The sequence below is a fragment of the Modicisalibacter muralis genome (assembly GCF_900102945.1).
GTDB lineage: Bacteria > Pseudomonadota > Gammaproteobacteria > Pseudomonadales > Halomonadaceae > Modicisalibacter > Modicisalibacter muralis.
Genome location: NZ_FNGI01000009.1, coordinates 100,754 through 119,983 on the forward strand (window position 1 = coordinate 100,754; position 19,230 = coordinate 119,983).

21 protein-coding genes are annotated in these 19,230 nt (G+C 61.4%); 17 read left to right on the forward strand and 4 right to left on the reverse strand.

What is annotated here, in order from left to right:
• Positions 1–98 precede the first annotated feature (98 nt).
• The 3 genes from BLR92_RS14735 (at position 99) to BLR92_RS14745 (ending at position 3,222) form a co-directional block, all read left to right on the forward strand.
• Positions 99–722: a hypothetical protein gene (locus BLR92_RS14735; protein WP_089729923.1), complete on the forward strand. Its 624-nt coding sequence runs from the start codon at positions 99–101 to the stop codon at positions 720–722.
• A gap of 103 nt (positions 723–825) precedes the next feature.
• A complete protein-coding gene (locus BLR92_RS14740; RefSeq protein ID WP_089729924.1) occupies positions 826–2,391 on the forward strand; it encodes a bifunctional GNAT family N-acetyltransferase/carbon-nitrogen hydrolase family protein in 1,566 nt (521 codons plus the stop codon).
• A gap of 27 nt (positions 2,392–2,418) precedes the next feature.
• Complete coding sequence (locus BLR92_RS14745; protein ID WP_089729926.1) at positions 2,419–3,222, forward strand: M90 family metallopeptidase; 804 nt, start codon at positions 2,419–2,421, stop codon at positions 3,220–3,222.
• Positions 3,223–3,232: 10 nt separating this feature from the next.
• Here the strand turns inward: BLR92_RS14745 and BLR92_RS14750 are convergent, their stop codons facing one another.
• Together BLR92_RS14750 and BLR92_RS14755 are read right to left on the reverse strand one after the other, a co-directional pair.
• Positions 3,233–3,559 (reverse strand): hypothetical protein, encoded by a 327-nt coding sequence (locus BLR92_RS14750; protein WP_139171606.1) that lies wholly within the window; start codon positions 3,557–3,559, stop codon positions 3,233–3,235.
• A 46-nt stretch (positions 3,560–3,605) separates the two neighbouring features.
• A complete protein-coding gene (locus tag BLR92_RS14755; RefSeq protein ID WP_089729930.1) occupies positions 3,606–4,496 on the reverse strand; it encodes a LysR family transcriptional regulator in 891 nt (296 codons plus the stop codon).
• A 202-nt stretch (positions 4,497–4,698) separates the two neighbouring features.
• On the opposite strand from BLR92_RS14755, the gene BLR92_RS14760 reads away from it, so the two are divergent.
• Both BLR92_RS14760 and BLR92_RS14765 read left to right on the forward strand, forming a co-directional pair.
• On the forward strand, positions 4,699–5,634 hold the full coding sequence (locus BLR92_RS14760; RefSeq protein ID WP_089729933.1) for an ABC transporter substrate-binding protein: 936 nt from the start codon (positions 4,699–4,701) through the stop codon (positions 5,632–5,634).
• 140 nt (positions 5,635–5,774) lie between these two features.
• Entirely contained in the window at positions 5,775–6,455 is a 681-nt protein-coding gene (locus BLR92_RS14765) for a TVP38/TMEM64 family protein (protein WP_089729935.1), read from the forward strand.
• Between the two features lie 25 nt (positions 6,456–6,480).
• Here the strand turns inward: BLR92_RS14765 and BLR92_RS14770 are convergent, their stop codons facing one another.
• Both BLR92_RS14770 and BLR92_RS14775 read right to left on the reverse strand, forming a co-directional pair.
• A complete protein-coding gene (locus BLR92_RS14770) occupies positions 6,481–7,785 on the reverse strand; it encodes a glycosyltransferase (RefSeq protein ID WP_245704225.1) in 1,305 nt (434 codons plus the stop codon).
• Positions 7,786–7,873: 88 nt separating this feature from the next.
• On the reverse strand, positions 7,874–8,782 hold the full coding sequence (locus BLR92_RS14775; RefSeq protein WP_089729937.1) for a LysR family transcriptional regulator: 909 nt from the start codon (positions 8,780–8,782) through the stop codon (positions 7,874–7,876).
• A gap of 108 nt (positions 8,783–8,890) precedes the next feature.
• On the opposite strand from BLR92_RS14775, the gene BLR92_RS14780 reads away from it, so the two are divergent.
• From BLR92_RS14780 to sstT, 12 genes are all read left to right on the forward strand, one after another.
• On the forward strand, positions 8,891–9,970 hold the full coding sequence (locus BLR92_RS14780; protein WP_089729939.1) for a tartrate dehydrogenase: 1,080 nt from the start codon (positions 8,891–8,893) through the stop codon (positions 9,968–9,970).
• A gap of 195 nt (positions 9,971–10,165) precedes the next feature.
• Entirely contained in the window at positions 10,166–10,735 is a 570-nt protein-coding gene (locus BLR92_RS14785; protein ID WP_089729941.1) for a lipocalin family protein, read from the forward strand.
• Positions 10,736–10,923: 188 nt separating this feature from the next.
• Complete coding sequence (locus tag BLR92_RS14790) at positions 10,924–11,742, forward strand: DUF1338 domain-containing protein (protein WP_089729943.1); 819 nt, start codon at positions 10,924–10,926, stop codon at positions 11,740–11,742.
• Entirely contained in the window at positions 11,732–12,733 is a 1,002-nt protein-coding gene (gene astE / locus BLR92_RS14795; RefSeq protein ID WP_089730095.1) for a succinylglutamate desuccinylase, read from the forward strand. Before BLR92_RS14790 ends, astE begins: the two co-directional genes overlap by 11 nt.
• Before the next feature lie 224 nt (positions 12,734–12,957).
• Positions 12,958–13,728 carry an ABC transporter ATP-binding protein gene (locus tag BLR92_RS14800; protein WP_089729945.1) on the forward strand — a complete coding sequence of 257 codons (771 nt, stop codon included), beginning with the start codon at positions 12,958–12,960 and terminating at the stop codon, positions 13,726–13,728.
• Between the two features lie 13 nt (positions 13,729–13,741).
• Positions 13,742–14,446 (forward strand): ABC transporter permease, encoded by a 705-nt coding sequence (locus tag BLR92_RS14805; protein WP_089729947.1) that lies wholly within the window; start codon positions 13,742–13,744, stop codon positions 14,444–14,446.
• Positions 14,446–15,174 (forward strand): ABC transporter permease, encoded by a 729-nt coding sequence (locus BLR92_RS14810; RefSeq protein WP_089729949.1) that lies wholly within the window; start codon positions 14,446–14,448, stop codon positions 15,172–15,174. The genes BLR92_RS14805 and BLR92_RS14810 overlap by 1 nt, the downstream gene beginning before the upstream one ends.
• Positions 15,175–15,314: 140 nt before the next feature.
• Entirely contained in the window at positions 15,315–16,094 is a 780-nt protein-coding gene (locus BLR92_RS14815) for a transporter substrate-binding domain-containing protein (RefSeq protein ID WP_089729951.1), read from the forward strand.
• Between the two features lie 269 nt (positions 16,095–16,363).
• Positions 16,364–16,504, forward strand: coding sequence for a hypothetical protein (locus BLR92_RS19780; RefSeq protein ID WP_175488829.1), 141 nt, complete (start codon positions 16,364–16,366; stop codon positions 16,502–16,504).
• 90 nt (positions 16,505–16,594) lie between these two features.
• Positions 16,595–16,837: a hypothetical protein gene (locus BLR92_RS19990; RefSeq protein ID WP_245704233.1), complete on the forward strand. Its 243-nt coding sequence runs from the start codon at positions 16,595–16,597 to the stop codon at positions 16,835–16,837.
• 14 nt (positions 16,838–16,851) lie between these two features.
• Positions 16,852–17,739 (forward strand): amidohydrolase family protein, encoded by an 888-nt coding sequence (locus tag BLR92_RS14820; protein WP_245704231.1) that lies wholly within the window; start codon positions 16,852–16,854, stop codon positions 17,737–17,739.
• Positions 17,740–17,977: 238 nt separating this feature from the next.
• Entirely contained in the window at positions 17,978–19,195 is a 1,218-nt protein-coding gene (gene sstT / locus BLR92_RS14825) for a serine/threonine transporter SstT (protein WP_089729953.1), read from the forward strand.
• Positions 19,196–19,230 lie beyond the last annotated feature (35 nt).

The following is a 19,230-nucleotide window of genomic DNA, read 5'->3' on the forward strand; positions in this document are numbered from 1 at the left end:
ACCGGCCTATTTTAGGATATGATGAATTTTCCCACCGCTGGTCGCCGAGATGCTTGCGACAACCCGACTAGTCTCAACGCATTGGAGCGAACCCGCCGATGAAGCACCATCCCGCCCACCGCTGGCTTTCACTAACACTTTCGCTGTTCGTCATGCTCACGGTGAGCGCCTGTGATGACCAGGACAGTGAAGAGGCGCTATCCGAGGGCGGTTACGTGCCACCCTTGCTGGAAGATCTGCCGTCGTGCGAGAGGATTTACAGCATTCTTGGCGACTTCACCGTTGGGCTAGTTCCGGGTGGAGACGATGAAAATGACGGACCGTGGGAGGGCCCGCTCAAATACGGCGTATCCTGCGCCTGGGTGACCGAAGAGGCGCTCAGCGGTAATCCCTTCGAAGCCATCAAGGCCAGCGGTGTTGCGGTGCAAATCATCGTGGAAGAAGATCCCCTCACCGAGGCAGACTATCGCCAACTGGGGATGATTGTGGAAGACCAACGGGCAGCGGATATCAACGGCCTCCTGGTCGTCCCGGGGGGAGAGCTCGACCTGGCCGAGCCACTGAGTATCATCGGGCCGGCGGTGGTCGTTGGCCGTGTCTACATCGGTTTTGCTGCCGGAGGAGTCTACTTAGGACGGTCAGACGGGGTGAAAACTCTCACCAATGACAGCGCGGTTGAAGCAGGCGTTGCCTTGCACAGGGCTCTGGCCGAATCGAGGTAGCAACCCACGACCGATGCCGGTGGGCCGTTCCGGCTGGGCGGGCGCTCGCCATGGCGCATGATACCATTGGCGCATCGTTCACCGCTTTGTATCCGAGACGCTCATGTCCCTCGACGATCTTCATCTCAACCTGCGCAACCTGACGCCGGACGATTATCCGCAGCTCAAGACGCTGATGGACGCGGTCTACGACGACCTCGGCGGCGCCTGGCCCAAGCCAACCATCGACAAGCTGATCGACGAGTTTCCCGATGGCCAGATAATCATCGAGGACGACGAGCACATCGTTGGCATGGCCCTCTCCGCGCTGGTCGATTACGACACGTTCTCCAACCCGCATAAGTACGACGACCTGATCGGCCATCGCGAGATCATCCTCAACGACGCCAATGGCGATGCGCTTTACGGACTGGATGTGCTTATCAATCCTGCCTATCGTGGCTACCGCCTGGGGCGCCGCCTTTACGAGGCGCGCAAGGAGCTGTGCCGTTCGATGAACCTGCGGGCGATTCTCGCCGGTGGGCGTATCCCCAATTACCACCAGCACGCCGACGACATGTCGCCCAGCGAGTATCTCGACGCAGTGGCGCGCAAGGAAGTTCACGACCCGATCCTGTCGTTCCAGTTGGCCAACGACTTCCTGGTCAAGCGCCTGCTGCGCAAGTACCTGCCGGAGGACGAGAAGTCGCAGGGCTACGCGACGCTGCTGGAGTGGAACAATATTCTCTTCGAGCCCGCGGAGCGGGTGATCGAAACGCGCAAGACGCAAGTGCGCGTCGGCGCCGTGCAGTGGCAGATGCGTGAATTCGCCTCAGTGGAGGCCGTGCTGCAGCAAGTCGAGTATTTCGTCGATGCGCTATCCGATTACCAGAGCGATTTCGCGGTGCTCCCCGAGCTGTTCAATACTCCACTGATGGGTCTGACCGATCAATCCGACCAGATACAGGCGATTCGCTTTCTGGCCGGCTTCACCGAGCGTTTCAAGACCGAAATTTCACGCATGGCAGTGTCCTACAATATCAACATCATCGCCGGTTCGATGGTCGAGGAAGGCGACGACGGCAAGCTCTACAACGTCGCTTATCTGTGCCACCGCGACGGCTCCATCGAAAGCCAGGCCAAGCTGCACGTCACACCCCAGGAGCGTCGCGATTGGGTCGTGGAGGGTGGTGACGAACTGCACGTGTTCGACACCGACGCCGGGCGCATCGGCATACTGGTCTGCTACGACGTCGAGTTTCCCGAGTTGCCACGCCTGCTCGCCGATCAGGACATGGACATCCTGTTCGTGCCGTTCTGGACCGACACCAAGAACAGCTACCTGCGCGTGCGCCATTGTTCCCAGGCACGGGCCATCGAGAACGAGTGCTACGTGGTGCTGTGCGGCAGCGTGGGCAACGTGCCGTCGATCGAGAATCTGGATATCCAGTATGCCCAGTCGTCGGTATTCTCGCCGTCGGATTTCGCCTTTCCCCACGACGCGGTGCTCTCCGAAACCACGCCGAATACCGAGATGGTGATGTTCTCGGATCTTGACCTGACGCGGCTCAAGGTGCTGCGCTCCGAGGGTTCGGTGACCAACCTCAAGGATCGCCGCAAGGATCTGTTCGACCTGCGCCTGCGCGACTGGTCGTGGAAGGCCGGCGGCCGGCATCCCGGCGAAAGCTGAGCGGACGCCAACGTAGAGGAGCCGACGATGAAATGGTGGCGCGCCTGGCGGGCCGAACGCTTCGACGCGAATCACCCGTTTCCCGAGGATGACTGGCATGAGGCGCGCAAACGGGTGCCGCTACTCGCCGCCCTGAGCGACGACGACGCGCAGCGTCTCGGCCGGCGCGCCTGGCGACTACTCCACCGCAAGCGGCTGACGATTCCCGAAGGACTGGATTTCGATCTTGCCGCGCGGCTGGGCCTGATGGGCCAGGCCGGGCTGCTGACGCTGGGCTGGAGCGACGGCGATGCCAGCGATGCTTTCGCCAACGTCCATGAAATCCTGCTGCTGCCGGATAGCTTCCGGCGCAAGGTGGAAGAGATGGACGAGGCCGGCGTAGTGCATGAATACCATGACGAACGCGCCGGCGAGACCTGGTACCAGGGGCCGGTGGTGGTGTCGCTGACCGATGTCATGGCCAGTGGCGACTGGACCGGCTTCAACGTGATCATTCACGAACTCGCCCACAAGATCGACATGGGCAACTCGCAGGATGTCGACGGCTTCCCGCCGCTGCCGCGCGGTATCGCCGCCGGCGAATGGCATCGCATCTTCACTGCGGTATGGGACGACCTGCAAGCGCGCCTGACGCGCGGCGAAGACACGCCAATCGACGACTATGCAGCCAGCCATCCCGGTGAGTGTTTTGCGGTGTGTTGTGAATACTTTTTCGCCGCACCCCATGTGCTCGACGCGGCCTACCCTGAGCTCTACGCACTGCTCGGTCGCTATTTTCGTCAGGCACCGCTGGAACGCATGCCCGCGGCAGTTGGCGTCATGGCAAAGTGAGGAGACCGGCTCAGTTATCGGGGGATGTTGACCAGACCTTGGAGCGTTCCGGAGGCATGCGCTCCTCGCAGGGTAGCTCACGCGTCGACCAGGTCGTGCCGCCGGCCTGATGACAAATAGTCGCGCCCGACTCGCGATCATCGGCGCTTTCGACAGACTGTTCCCGTTCATCGATATGCAGGCCGTCGACAATCACTTCGATTTGCGGCGAGGGCCAATGGCGCTCCTGCCAAGGTTGGTGCTGATCCTGCCAGTCGTAATCGTCGGCCAAGGCGCCCAGCGAGATACCCATCGCAACCGATCCTAGCAGCATGCCAACCCAGACCATCGTTTTCATCACGTTCACTTTTTCTGCGTGCTTTAGAATGCGCTATGTCACCAGCCTAGTCGAAACGGCCACCGCCCGTCGCATCCAGGCCGCGCGCCAGCCAGTCCCATAGCAATGCCGCCTGCTCACGGAGCTGGCGCCGCGCCGGACGCACCAGCCAGAAACCCTCGTCGCTGGGCAGCGCCAATGCGAAGGGCGCGACCAGATCCTCACGCTGGGCCAGCAGCCCATGATGGGTCAAGGCCACGCCGCAGCCAAGCGCCGCCAGGTCCAATGTCATCACCTGGTTATCGCAGGACAGCGTTCGGCACTGTCGATCCAGCCCCACCACGCCGGCATGCTCCAGCCAGGCTGGCCAGCCAACGGCAAACCCCACCGCATGCAGCAGCGTCTCGCCGGTCAGGTCCGCCGGTCGATTCAGCCTGCCGGCCAGTTCAGGGGTGCAGGCTGGCAGCATCGCTTCGTCACCCAGCGAGAGTGCTTCGACATCCACCCAGTCGCCACGCCCGTAGCGTATCTCCAGATCGGCACCCTCAGGACCGAAATCCGCCGCCCATATGGCACTGACCAGGCGCACCGCGACATGCGGGTAAGTACGATGGAAGAGCAACAGGCGTGGCGCTAGCCAGCTTTGCTGCATGACCGGCGTGGCACGCAATGTCACCGGTGCCTCCGGGCGCGGGCCGAACACCTCGGCAGTACCCTCGGCCAGCCGTGTGAATGCTTCCCGAATGCTGGGCAACCAAGCCTGCCCGGCGGGTGTCAGCGTCAGGCTACGCGGATGACGCACGAATAGCTTCTGACCCAGGCGATCTTCGAGCAGGCGAATGCGCTGACTGACCGCCGATTGGGTCACGCCCAGCTCGTGGCCGGCTGCGGTGAAGCTCAATGTGCGGGCCGCGGCTTCGAAGGCCTGCAGCCAGAGAATCGGCGGCAGCGGCGTCATGAGTAAGCGAGGTATAAGTTAAACTTGGCCATAGGCCTCAGATTAATCGTTTGTCGGGACGAGGACCAGGCGTCATTCTCGATATCCTACCCGCGCTCGCGCTACGCCTGCCGGATGCGGTATGGGTGACGCGACCCGTGCCCATAACGACAAAACCAATACCGGTACCGTCTTGTCTTTATTCATGAGAAGGAAGCAACCCATGCCCCACTCGCTGCCTAGAACGTTCCTCGCCCTGCCGCTGGCCATTGCCGCCGTGCTACCCGCCCAGGCCGACGATGCCACGCTCGATTTCGGTGTCCCCGCCTGGCCGGGCATCACCGTGAAGAACGAGATCGCCGTGCAATTGCTCGAGCCGCTCGGCTATGCGACGCAAAGCCACGAACTTGGCTTGCAGGTGATCTACCAGGCGCTGGGCGCGAACGATCTCGATGTTTTCCTCGGTGGCTGGCTGCCGGCTCAGCAGGCGATGCTCGAGCCACTCGAGGAAAGCGGAGAAGTCGTGCGCGTCGCCAACAACGTCGACGGCGCGCAAATGACCCTGGCGGTGCCCGAATACGTTTATGAGAATGGCATACAGAGCTTTGCCGACCTGGATCCCAATCGCGGGTTGTTCAATGGCGAGATCTATGGCTTCGGCGCCGGTTCGGCAGCCAGTGAGATTCTTATCAAGGCGATGGAAGAGGATGCCTGGGGCCTCGCCGACTGGAGCATCGTCGACACCAGCATCGTCGGCATGCTCGGCGCCGCTGAGAGTGCCATCGAGCGCAAGGAACCGATCATCTGGGTCGGCTGGACGCCGCATTGGATGAACCTCGAGCTGCCGATGCGCTATCTGGAAGATCCCAAGAACCTGTTCGGCGACAATAACGGCCAGAGCGAAGTGCTGACGCTGATTCGCGGCGACTATGCCGAGACACACCCCAATCTGGTGACGTTCTTCGAGCAATTCATTTTCAGCGCCGAGGAGCAGAGTTGGATGATTCAGGGCTTTGCCCTGGATGAGCGCCCGGCCCCCGACGTCGCCAAAGAGTGGATCGAACGCAATCCCGAACGTATCAAGAGCATGCTCGAAGGCGTGACCACCAAAAGCGGTCAACCTGCGTGGCCGGTCGTTAGCGAATTCCTGGCGCTGTAAAAAGCGAAGCACTGGCACTGTAAGCAGCGAGGCGCCCGCGGTGAACAATGCTATCGGGCGGTAGCATTCAAGATTGGCCGCCGCCCGGCGGGCGCGTATCCTAATGGCGAACTTACCACGTCACCGGATGTACATACGGTATGTCTCGCTCTCTGGGTATTGTCATCATCCTGGCGGTCTCCCTGGTTTCGCTCGGTCTGCTATGGCAGTGGCTGGCCATGAGCGATGCGCTAACGCCGGGGCATCTGCTTCAGTACACGCTGGCCTGGCGCAATTCGCCGTGGGCGATCGTGGCGGTCATGGCGATCTACGCCGGCGCCTCGCTAGTGGTCTTCCCAATGAGCATTCTGGGCATGGCGACTGGACTGGTGTTCGGTCCGCTATGGGGATTCGTCTACGCCATGGCCGGAACCTTGCTGGTTTCGGTCATCACCTACTGGATTGGCCGTCGGCTGGGTCGTGAGGCACTACTGAGCCACGGGGGGCGGCGCCTGAACGGCCTGGCAAGGCGTCTCGCCGGACGTGGCATTCGTACCATGGCGGTCATCAACCTGCTGCCGCTGGCGCCTTTCACGTTGACCAACATGCTGGCCGGCGCCTTTCATCTACGCTTTCGCGATTATCTGGCAGGATCATTGGTGGGTATCGTCCCCTGGGTCATGGGCTTGACGCTACTGAGCAGCCAAGTCAGGGAACTGCTGACCGCCGAGAATCGCACCGAGCTACTGGTATCGCTGGGCGGGATCGCACTAGGCTTGCTGATATTGCTGGGGCTAAAGCGCTATGCCACGCACCGCCAACGGCAACGCTCGCGGCATTGATTCCGGCTGTACTCAACCGGTCCGACTACTTCTGGGGAGCCTTGGACTCGTTGGTTTCGAAGCTGATCACTGGCTCGTCCTGAAACACCCAACGCAGTATACGTCCGCGGTGGCGCAATAACTGCCACTCCGCTCCCAATCGACTGCGCACGCGCTCCCAGGCGCCATCATCGGCGTGGCTGAACGGCCCACCGGCGGCAATCGCCCGACGGTAAACCGCTATGCAACGGGCCGTGCAGCGAGTTTCATCGAAATTGGCCGCCGTGGCCAGCGCCCCATCGCGCAGCACTGCGCGACGCTGGGCATCGTTCAAACTAGCCAGCATATCGGCGAAGGTCTCGGCGTCGTCATTGGGCAGCAGCAAGCCGTTATTGCCATTCGCCAACACTTCGCGCACCCCGCTGGCATTGACTGCCACGACGGGCAACCCAGTGGCCATCGCTTCGACCAGTACCATGCCCTGAGTCTCGCTATGCGAGGCGAAGGCAAACACGTCCATGGCGTGATAGGCATCGATCAACGCCTGCTCATGAAGCTTGCCAGTGAAGTGAACCCGCTCCGCGACGCCGGCATGTATCGCTACCGCCTGCATGGCGTCACGGGCACCGCCATCGCCGACCACCAGAAAATGCGCATCGGGCTGCCTGCGTAACAGGCGTGTCACCGCCTCGGCCAGAAACGGTAAATTCTTCTCGAGCGCCAAGCGTCCGACATGTCCAACCACATAGTCCCCGCGCGCGATCCCCAACTGCGCGCGCAGCCGCGTGCCATCGCCTCGGGAAAAACGTCGGGTATCGACTCCGCTGGGGACCACATGAACCGAGTCGTTGGCCCCACGCTGACGCATCAGGTCGCGAATGCTTTCACTCGGCGCGATCACCGCGTCGCAAAGGCGGGTGTATTCGGTGGGCAACGCCACGGCGAAGCGCTGCATGCGCGGCGAGTCGCCAGGCACGTAATGAGTATAGTGCTCGTACAGCGTGTGATGCGTGAATATCAGCGGCAAACCGTAGGTCTCGGCGGCACGCGCGGCGGTGTCGCCAAGCAGAAATGGATGGTGAGAATGGATGATATCGGGATCGAACTCCTCGATGACCTCATAGAGCCGACCGGGAATCGGCACCGGCAAGGAGAAATCGCTGCCATTGAAACGCTGCATCGCGGCCACGCGAACCACATCGGGCTCATGACGCGGCTGCCCTTTCATCTTTGGCGCCACGACCAATACCCGGTGCCCCTCCGCCTGCAGGCGCGACTTGAGCCGCTGCACGGATTCGCTGACCCCGCCGACTATCGGGCGATAGGTATTGGTAAACATGAGTATATTCAAGCCATCGCCTCCCTTGGCAATCAAACACCCCACCCTCGAAGCCGCACATCATAGCAGCCGTGCTAGCGTCTGCCATGGTTATCGCTAACTATACCGGTGGTTGCGATATCCGTCCCGGCAATGACTCCTCAAGATAGGCAATGAAGGCGCGCAGGCGCGTCGGTACGTGTCGGCGCTGCTCATACACGGCATAAAAATCCGCTTCCACGCCTTGCCATTCTGGCAGCAAGGCGACAAGTTCACCGCTTTGAAGATGACGGTACACATCCCACCACGAGCGTAACATCACGCCATGCCCATCCAGCGCCAGGCGGGTGATCACTTCACCGTCATTGCTGGCCAGACGCCCGCCCACCTTGACCGCCACTTCACGTGAGCCGCTGACGAAGCGCCATAGAGCGTAGTCACTGTCATTCTCGCGCACCACCAGACATTGGCAAGCGCCGAGTTCCTGAGGCGTCTTCAGCGCCGGCATGTTTGCTACGTAATCCGGCGCGGCACACAGCACGCGCCGGTTGCGCAATATGCGCCGCGCCACCAGGCGTGAATCGGGCGGACGACCGACACGGATGCCAACATCAAAGCCATGATCGGCCAGATTGAGAGGGAAGTTGGTCAACTCCAGCAGCAGTTCGAGACGTGGGTGCTCGGCGGTGAAGCGTGAAATCAGTGGTGCGACATGGCGCCGCCCAAAACCGAAGGTGGCGTTGATTCGCAGTCGCCCGGTCAACTCGCTCTGGCGATCGCCCAATGCGCCTTCGAGATCGCCTAGCTCATCGAGAATCGCCGCGCCACGCGCACTATACAGCTCGCCTTCAGGAGTCAGGGTCAGCCGCCGCGTGGTACGGCTGGCCAGTTGCACGCCCAGGCGCGCCTCGAGCTGGCTCAGCCGCTTGCTCACTGCCGACAGTGACAGCCCCAGCTCGCGGGCCGTCGCGGTCAGGTTGCCGCACTGGGCCAGACGCTGAAAGAAGGCGAGATCGTCAAGTTGCGCCACTCGATTCTCCACTTATGCGCAATAGTAACTTGCACTCTAGCCTGATTATCTCACGCAACCCAGGGGCTAGACTGCAGGTAAGGTAACCACTCTCGACAGGAGAATCTTATGAGTCACAAGATCGCCGTCATCGCCGGTGACGGCATCGGCACGGAAGTCATGCCCGAAGGGTTGCGCGTACTCGAAGCCGCCGCCGAGCGTTTTAACATCGCGCTGTCCTTCGAGCACTTCGATTTCGCCAGCTGCGATTACTATCTCGAGCACGGCCAGATGCTGCCGGACGACTGGTTCGATATCCTGTCGAAGTTCGACGCCATCTATTACGGTGCGGTGGGCTGGCCGGACAAGGTGCCGGATCATATCTCGCTGTGGGGCTCGATCCTGCAGTTCCGGCGGGCCTTCGACCAGTACATCAATCTGCGCCCGTGCCGGCTGATTCCCGGCATCAAGAGCCCACTGGCCGACCGCGAGCCCGGCGATATCGATTTCTACGTGGTGCGCGAGAATACCGAGGGCGAGTATTCGAGCGTCGGCGGCAGGATGTTCGAAGGCACCGAGCGCGAGGTGGTCATCCAGGATACCGTGATGACCCGCACCGGCATCGACCGGGTACTCAAGTACGCCTTCGAACTGGCCGCCAAGCGCCCGCGTCGCAAGCTAACCTCGGCCACCAAGTCCAACGGCATCTCCATCACCATGCCGTACTGGGACGAGCGAGTGAAGGCGATGGCGACGAACTACCCCGACGTTACCGTCGATCAGTACCATATCGATATCCTGACCGCCAATTTCGTCATGCACCCCGACTGGTTCGACGTGGTGGTGGCGAGCAACCTGTTCGGCGACATTCTTTCCGACCTGGGGCCGGCGTGTACCGGCACCATCGGCGTGGCGCCATCGGCCAATATCAATCCCGAGGGCCGCTTCCCCAGCATGTTCGAGCCGGTCCATGGCAGCGCCCCGGACATCGCCGGCAAGGGCATCGCCAATCCGATCGGTCAGATCTGGAGCGGCGCGATGATGCTGGAACATCTCGGCTTCGAGGATGCCGGCAAGGCCATCGTCGAAGCGATCGAGAACGTGCTCAAGGAGGGCCCCGAGCAGGCACCCTTGACGCCGGATTTAAAAGGCAAGGGTGACACGCAAGCGTTGGGCAAGGCGATTGCCGAAGCGCTCAGCGCCGGCTAATCGCCACCCTGGATTGTCATTTTTCTGACAGTCTTTTGCCTCAAAAACATCATCAGAGCATCCTAGGATGCTCTGATGATGTTTTAGCACAGCGTTCACTTATTCCGTGATTCGTTTTATCCCGATTTCTTCTTGCAACTTTCTTCCGATGCTCCTATCACAAATAGGGTACGTCATCCCGATAAGGACATCTCAATGATCATCGCCACGCGTCTGCCCACATTTCCCCGCCTCACCTGGCTCGCACCTTTTTCGCTGCTGGCCGGCTGCACCGGCATCCCCGAGGGCACCAAACCGGTCACCGGTTTCAAACTCGACCCCTACCTCGGGCAGTGGTATGAAATCGCGCGTCTGCCACATGGCTTCGAAGAGGGGCTGTCGTGCGTCACCGCCACCTATACCCGGCGTGAAGATGGCGGCGTGCGAGTCGTCAATCGCGGCTACAACCTGTCCGAAGGCGAATGGGACGTCGCCGAGGGCAAGGCCTACTTCATCGAAGAACCCAGTGTCGGCAGGCTCAAGGTCAGCTTTTTCGGGCCGTTCTACGGTGGCTACAACATCCTCGAACTGGATGACGACTATCGCCATGCGCTGGTCGCTGGCCCGGATCGCGACTATCTGTGGATTCTTGCCCGCGAGCCGCGCATCGACGAAACGACCTATCGCTCGCTGGTCCGGCGCGCCGGCGAGCTGGATTTCCCCGTCGATGAGTTGATCCGCGTGGAACAGGACGTGGCCGTCTGCCCGAAACGCGCCGTCGGTTAAGGTGGCGGAGCGGTTTTCATTATCGCACCCGCCATTTTCATCAGCCCGACGTGGGCCCTTGTCGTTGATCGAATGTCGCTGGAAGGTTGCTACCTATCGCGGTTGCTAATCGAGTATTCCTATTGCTGCTACCCGGCCGCGCGACTCGTTACCGAACTTTCCCGGACTCAACGACAGGCAGGCGCCCAATGACAATCGATCAGTTCTTCGCCAAGCTGTGGGACGATTACATCGCCATGACCCCGCAGGCCCAGCGAATTCATGATGCCTTCGTCGCCGAGGGCGAAGCCATCGTCAACGATCACGTTGCCTTTCGCACCTTCGATCGCGGCCCGATCACCCTCTCCGATCTCGAGCCGCACCTGCTGGCGCTGGGCTACACGCGCTTCGAGCCCTACGAGTTCGAGGCCAAGAAACTGCGCGCCTACGGCTATTTGCCGCCATCCGACGACCAGCCTCGGGTGTTTCTCTCCGAACTGATGTGCGACCGCCTCTCCGATGCCGCGCAGCGCATCATCGATGGCCTCGTCGCGCAGATCGATGCTGACGAGGTAAAAACGCCCGAGGTGATGTGGGCCGGTCGGCTGTGGCAAGCGCCCAGCTTCGAGGATTACCAGGCGCTGATGGAAGAGAGCGAATACGCCGCCTGGCTGTCGATCATCGGCCTGCGCGCCAATCACTTCACCATCAGCGTCAACCAGTTCAAGACCTATGACAGTGTCGAGCAGGTGCTGACCAAGGTCGAATCGCTGGGCCTGGGCATCAATGCCTCCGGCGGGCGCATCAAGGGCACGCCCGAAGTCCTGCTGGAGCAGGGCTCTACACTCGCCGATCGCGCGCCTTTCACCTTCGCCGGCGGCCAGGTCGAAGAGATCCCCACCTGCTACTACGAGTTCGCCAAGCGCTACGACGACGCCAACGGCAAGCTCTATCAGGGCTTCGTCGCCGCCAGTGCCGACAAGATATTCGAATCGACTGACATTCGTGGCGTCGCGCATGCTGAGTGAGTGGCTCGGCCTGACGCTGGACGATGAAACGCCGGATGCCCGTGAAGGGCGCCTGCCGTTCGGTCGCTATGTGCTGCATGGCCCCGGCATTCTCGAACTGTTGCCCAGCGCGCGCCAGACGCAGGCCAGGGCCTGTGTGATCTCGGCCGGCATTCACGGCAACGAGACGGCACCCATCGAACTCGTCGGCGAGCTGCTGTCGCGACTCGAAGCCGGGTTGATTCGCTTGGGCGCACCGACCTTGATTCTGCTCGGCAACCTGCCGGCGATGCGCGCCAGCCAGCGTTTTTGCGTCACCAATCTCAATCGGCTGTTCCGGCGCGATCTGGCGGATCACGGCGATGAACCACCGGGCTATGAACCAAAGCGTGCCCGCGAACTGATGGACGCCGTGGATGCTTTCTATGCGCGTCATGAAGACGCCGAGCGTATCCATTACGACCTGCATACCGCGATCCGCGATAGCCGCTATCCACGCTTTGCCGTCGAGCCATTCGCCGACACCGCCATCCACGCCGAGCAGTGGCGCTGGCTGGCGGCCGCCGGGTTGCAGGCCGTCTTGCATCAACACCAGCATAGCTGGACCTTCTCGCACTACTCGAAACACTACCATCAGGCCCAGGCGTTCACCCTGGAACTGGGCAAGGTGCGACCGTTCGGCGACAACGACCTGGCCGTGCTGCGCCCGATGCGCGCCCTGCTCGAAGCCCTTATCGAAGGCCGCGAGCCACAGGGCGGCGACCCGGCAAGCATGGCGTTCTTTCGCGTCGAGCATGAGTTGATACGTGAATCCGAGCAATTCGCCCTGCACTTCGCCGACGACACACCGAATTTCAGCGAGTTCGATGTTGGCACGCGCTTGGCGAGCGACGCCGTGGCCGGCGATTTCATCGTCGATGATGCGCCATTGGCAGTGGTTTTTCCCAACGCCCATGTCGAAATCGGTGCCCGTGCCGCTCTGCTGGTACGCAAAATCGCGACACCCGATTAAATAGCGTTGATGCAACATCGCCTGCCAACGTCGCACAACCAAGATAAAAAAGACAGACACAACAAAAAGTTAGAGGAAATACCACCATGAAATCTTCGGCACCCCTTCGACCAAAGCCGTATATCCATACTTCCAGCAACACCTGAACCGTCGCCGAACGCCTGTTAGAATCGCTGCTTTTTTGCGACAACCGCGTTGCGCCAGCCCTATATGGAGCCCGACCCATGGCCGATACTCCCCTTCCGCTCGAAGTGCGCAATCTGACCAAGCGCTTTGGTGATAACGAGGTCCTCAAGGGCCTTTCACTCCAGGCCCACCAGGGCGACGTGATCAGCATGATCGGCGCGTCCGGGTCCGGAAAGAGCACCTTTCTGCGCTGCATGAACTTGCTCGAACAGCCCAACGAGGGCGAGTTGATCGTGCATGGCGAATCGGTGCGCTTCAAGGAAACCCGGCATGGCCGCGAACCCGCCGACTGGCAGCAGGTCGTGCGCATGCGCGCCAAACTGTCGATGGTATTCCAGAGCTTCAACCTGTGGGCGCACATGACGCTACTGGAAAACGTCATCGAGGCACCGATTCACGTGCTCAAGCAGCCGCGCAAGGAAGCCATCGAACAGGGCCGCGCCCTGCTCGACCGGGTCGGCCTGCTGGAGCGCGCCGACTACTATCCGGCGCAAATGTCGGGCGGCCAGCAGCAGCGTGGCGCCATCGCCCGCGCGCTCGCCATGGACCCCGAAGTGATGCTGTTCGACGAGCCGACCTCGGCGCTCGACCCGGAGCTGGTCGGCGACGTGCTCAAGGTCATGCGTGACCTTGCCAAGGAAGGTCGCACCATGATCGTGGTGACTCACGAAATGGCCTTTGCCAAGGACGTTTCCAGCCAGGTCATTTATCTGCATCAAGGCCTGGTGGAGGAAGCGGGTCCGCCCGCCGAGGTGTTGGGCAACCCCAGCTCCGAGCGCCTCAAGCAGTTCCTGGCCCCCAAGCACTGAGTCGGAGAGACACATGATCGACCTGCATGGCTACGGACCCCGGCTGTTGGAAGGCGCCCTGGTCACCATCGAATTAGGGGTGCTGTCGCTGATCCTGGCAATCATCCTGGGCCTGCTGACCGCCAGCGCCAAGATGTCGCGCAACCGACTTCTCCACGGCATCGGCACCCTCTATACCACGATCATTCGTGGGGTCCCCGACCTGGTGCTGATGTTGTTGCTGTTCTACGGTGGCCAGATCGGCATCAACCAGGTCACCGACCTTCTGTATTACCAGTTCGATATCGATATCTTCATCAATATCAATGCTTTCGTTGCCGGCGTCGTGACTATCGGCCTGATCTTCGGTGCCTATATGGGCGAGACCTTTCGTGGCGCCTTTTTGGCCGTGGATAACGGCCAGATCGAGGCCGCGCGCGCCTACGGCATGACCGAGCGGCTGATGTTGCGGCGCATTCGCTTCCCGTTGATGATGCGCCATGCCCTGCCCGGGCTTTCCAACAACTGGATGGTCATGCTCAAGACCACCGCCCTGGTCTCGATCATCGGCCTGGTGGACATGGTGCGCGTCGCCGAGGAAGCCGCCAAGGCCACCCATGAGCCGTTCACCTTCATGGTCCCGGTCGCGATCATCTACCTGCTCATCGCCAGCGTTTCCGAGTGGTTCTTCTCGCGCCTGCAGAAACGCTACAACGTCGGCTTCGGGGAGGCGGAATAATGGAACAGCTATTTGCCTGGCTCAGCGATGCGCTGGCCGATAACACCGTTTTCAATTTCAATACGCTGACCTTCTATGGCAGAGGTCTCGTCAATACCGTGCAACTGGTGTTCCTGTCGCTGGTCATCGGCCTGGTACTGGCCGTACCGCTGTCCATTGCGCGCGGCTCCAAGCACAAGTGGATCAAGCTGCCGATCTTCTTCTATACCTATGTGTTTCGCGGCACGCCGTTGCTGGTCCAGCTATACATGATCTATTACGGCGTGGTGTTCATCGATGGCATCCAGGACACTTGGCTGTGGTATTTCCTCAAGGAGCCGTTCTATCCGGCGCTCGCCGCCTTCACCTTGAATACCGCGGCCTACACCACCGAAATCTTTCATGGGGCCATAAAAGCCACGGCCAAGGGCGAGATCGAGGCGGCCCGCGCCTACGGTATGTCACACAGACTGATGATGCGCCGTATCATCATTCCCAGTGCCTTTCGTCGCGCGCTGCCGGCCTACGGCAACGAGGTCATCTTCATGCTTCACGCCAGCGCCATCGCCAGCGTGGTGACGATCATGGACCTGACTGGGGCGGCACGCTTCGTTTATGCGCGTTACTACGCGCCGTTCGATGCCTTTCTGTTCGTCGCAGCGATCTATCTATGCCTGACTTTCGCCATTCTCTATCTGTTCCGCTATCTGGAAAAACGCCTGCTGGCCCACCTCAGGCCGGTGAGCTGACAATGGCGAGCGTCAAACGAGCGTTGGAAAAGACCCCGACAAGGGGTCTTTTCCCTCTTCCGGCCAAGGCCACGGTGCGCTAACGTGGCTTGGTTAATCGCCAAATCGGCGGATTCGTACAATAACAGGGACTCCTATCCATGAAAAAACTGCTGAGTGTCACACTCCTGGGCGCGGCGCTGATCGCCGGCACCGTCCAGGCCAGCGATAAAGAAAGCATCCGCATCGGTGTCGACGTACCCTACGAGCCGATGGAATACCGCCTGCCGAGCGGCGAACTGACCGGCTTCGACATTGAGCTCGGCAATGCGCTGTGCGCCGAAATCGGTATCGAGTGCGAGTGGGTCGTCCAAGGCTGGGACGGCATCATCCCCGGCCTGATGGCGCGCAAGTACGACGCCATCATGTCATCGATGACCATCAACCCCGACCGCCGCGAGGTGGTGCTGTTCTCCGACCCGTACTTCACCCCGCCGTCCGCCTGGTTCGCCCCGGCTGACAGCGAGATCGAAGCGGCCTTCAAGGAAACGCTCGAAGGCAAGAACATCGGCGTTCAGCGCGGCACCCTGCAGGATAACTACGCCACCGACCGGTTCGGCGACGTCGCCAATATCAGCCGTTACGCCACCGCCGACGACATGGTGCTGGATATGGAAGCGGGCCGCCTGGATATCGTCTTCCTCGACTTCCCGGTGGGCAAGTCCACCCTGCTCGACAGCGAAGCCAACGAGTACAAGGTGGTCGGCGACATGATCACCGAGCCCAAGAAATATTTCGGTGACGGTTTCGGCATCGCTTTCCGTAAGCGCGACGAGGAACTTGCCAAGAAATTCAACGAGGCGCTGGCCACGCTGAAGGAAAATGGCACCTACGACAAGCTGTTCGAGAAGTACTTCGGACAAGCGCCCAAGTCCAAGTAAGTAAGGCCGAGTGCGCCCCGGTTCGTCCGGGGTGCACTGCCAAGCATGACCATGACAATGCCGCTCCTCTGTCAGCGCAACGACTCATCTGCCCAGTTTGGCTTGTCGCTCCGGCGCTGTTTTGTCGAGTCCTTCTATTTAAGCGAGTGGTTCGACGAATAACCTTCCAACGGTGGCCGTTCCGGCTATCGCGGCACGCCTGTGCCATTGTCGATGTATAACCCTTGTGCGTCACAACGCTGCCCACTTTCCCTCCAAGGAGGAATTTCATGCGTCCATCACGCCTGCTCTCTACCGCCGTGCTTGGCCTTGTTCTCGGCGCGTCCCTCATGTCTTCACCGGCGTTTGCACAGCGCGGAAGCTACGACAAGATCATGCACGAGTACTTCACTTACGACGTGAAGATTTAGGCTCTCCGACAAGTACCGATATAAGCGCGCTCATGCCCCGGCACTCTTGAGTTCGACCATGCCGGGGGCGGACGATTCACAGGAGTCTCGATGCTCACGCTATTGCGCAATGCCCGTCTCTACGTTCCCGAACCGCGCGGATTGTGCGACCTGCTGATTGCCGATGGCAGAATAGCCGCCATCGCCAGCGCCGGCGAACCGCTGGCCAGCGGCCCGCTGGTCAACGAGATCGACCTTGGCGGGCGCCGAGTGATACCCGGCCTGGTCGACCCACTGGTGCATTTCATCGGCGGGGCGGCGAAGGCGGCTTCGGCACGCGCACCGCCGAACTGACGCTCGACGACGCGCTGAGTTCCGGCGTGACCACATTGATCGGTGCGCTCGGCACCGACGCGCTGACGCGCACGCCGGCCAACCTGCTCGGCAAGGCGCGAGAATTGGCGGCCGCCGGGTTGACCACCTATGCCTACACCGGCTCGTACCAGTTGCCACCGGCAACCCTGACCGGCGCGGTCAACAGCGATATCGTGTTCATTGCCGAATTCATCGGCGTCGGCGAAGTGGCGATCAGCGATCATCGTGGCTCGCAGCCGAGCTGGCAGGAACTCGCCCGACTGGCCTCCGAGGCACGCACCGCCGGCATGCTGGCGGGCAAATCGGGGATCGTCTTCGTGCATGTCGGCAACGGCAAGAGCCTGCTCGAACCGCTGCGCGATGTCGCCCGCCACAGCGCGATTCCGCTCGGGCAGTTCTATCCCACCCATATCAATCGCACCGCCGAGCTATTCGACGACGGCCTGCGCTTCGTGCGCGAAGGCGGACGCATCGACTTCACCGCCAGCACCACGCCCGAACTGCTCGATGGCGGTGAAATTCCCGCCGCCGAGGCCATCGAGCGGGCGCGTCATGCGCGCCTCGACATGAGCCGGGTGAGCCTGTCATCGGATGCCAACGCCTCGCTGCCACGCTTCGACGCCGAGGGGCACTTTCTCGGCCTGGAGGCCGGGCGACTGGCCAGCCTGTTCGAGACGCTGGGCGAATGCGTCAATGAGCTGAACATGCCGCTCGAACAGGCGCTGCCTTACGTGTCGCGCAACGCCGCCGACGCGTTGCGCCTGCCCCACAAGGGGCGCTTGCGGCCTTCCGGCGACGCCGACCTGCTGGTGCTCGCCAACGACCGCTGGGCCATCGATGAAGTCTGGGCCGGCGGGCGGTGCCTGCATCGGCATGCATGAGCCTGCGGTGGTGCGATCGAGCAATCCTCTGAATGATGTGGCCGTCCTCTAGAGGGTTCGACACTAATTCGCAAATACTGCTAGAATCCGCGCGCCTTATCAGGCGCCCCTACCCTGGAGCACCCACCTGGAGCGGCTCGGCCGGATCGACCATGCGCTTACCCGTGCTGGCGACTCGACCGCCCGAGCCCCGATAGCGTGGCGCCTGCCTGTTCATTACAATTTCCGAGAGCCCTTCATGATCGCCACCCTCCAGAATCTCGGCCGCCCGCTGCTACGCTTGGGGCTGATCCCCCAGATCGTGATCGGCATCGTCTGCGGTATCCTGCTCGCCTCCGTCTCGCCAGAGGTCGCCCAGTCGGTATCACTACTGGGGCAGTTGTTCATCTCCGCCCTGAAAGCGGTCGCACCGATACTCGTGCTGATCCTCGTGGCGGCGGCCATCGCCAGCCACAAGCAAGGCCAACCCACCCATATCCGCTCGGTCCTGGCCCTCTACTTGATCGGTACCCTGACCGCTGCCGTGGTGGCCGTCGTCGCGAGTTTCGTGTTTCCCACCGCCCTGGCTCTCGACATGCCCGAGGTTAGCGGCAACCCGCCGGGCGATATCGTCGAGATCCTCAGAAACCTGCTGCTGAATGCCGTCGCCAATCCGGTCAGCGCCCTCATGGAAGGCAACTTCATCGCCATACTGGTATGGGCCATCGGCCTCGGGATCATGCTGCGCCAGGCCAAGGAAAGCACTCGGACGATGCTGGCCGACCTGTCCGACGCCGTGTCGAACATCGTCAGGATCGTGATCCGCTTCGCGCCGCTGGGCATCTTCGGCCTGGTCGCCAACACCCTGGCAGAGAACGGCATGGGTGCGCTGCTCGATTATGGCCATTTGTTGATGGTGATCGTCGGCAGCATGCTGTTCGTCGCGCTAGTTACCAACCCGCTGATCGTATACTGGCAGACCCGCCGCAACCCCTACCCACTGGTCTTCACCTGCCTGCGCGGCAGTGCCATCACCGCCTTCTTCACACGCAGCTCGGCGGCCAACATCCCGGTCAACCTGGAGCTGTGCAAGCGCCTGAAGCTACACGCCGACACCTATTCCATCTCGATTCCGCTGGGCGCGACCATCAATATGTGCGGGGCCGCCATCACCATTACCGTGATCACCCTGTCCGCCGCCCACACCCTGGGCATCGGTGTCGATTTCTATACCGCCCTGCTGCTGTGCATCGTCTCTTCGCTGGCCGCTTGCGGCGTCTCCGGCGTGGCCGGCGGCTCGCTACTGCTGATTCCCATGGCCTGTAACCTGTTCGGCATCTCAACCGATGTGGCCATGCAGATGGTAGCAATCGGCTTCGTGATCAGCGTGGTGCAGGATTCCACCGAAACGGCGCTCAACTCCTCCACCGACGTGCTGTTCACCGCCGCCGCCTGCCAAAAGCGAGACAATCGTTGAAGCCTCGCGCTAGCGGGAGCGTGTGAACGGCGCGA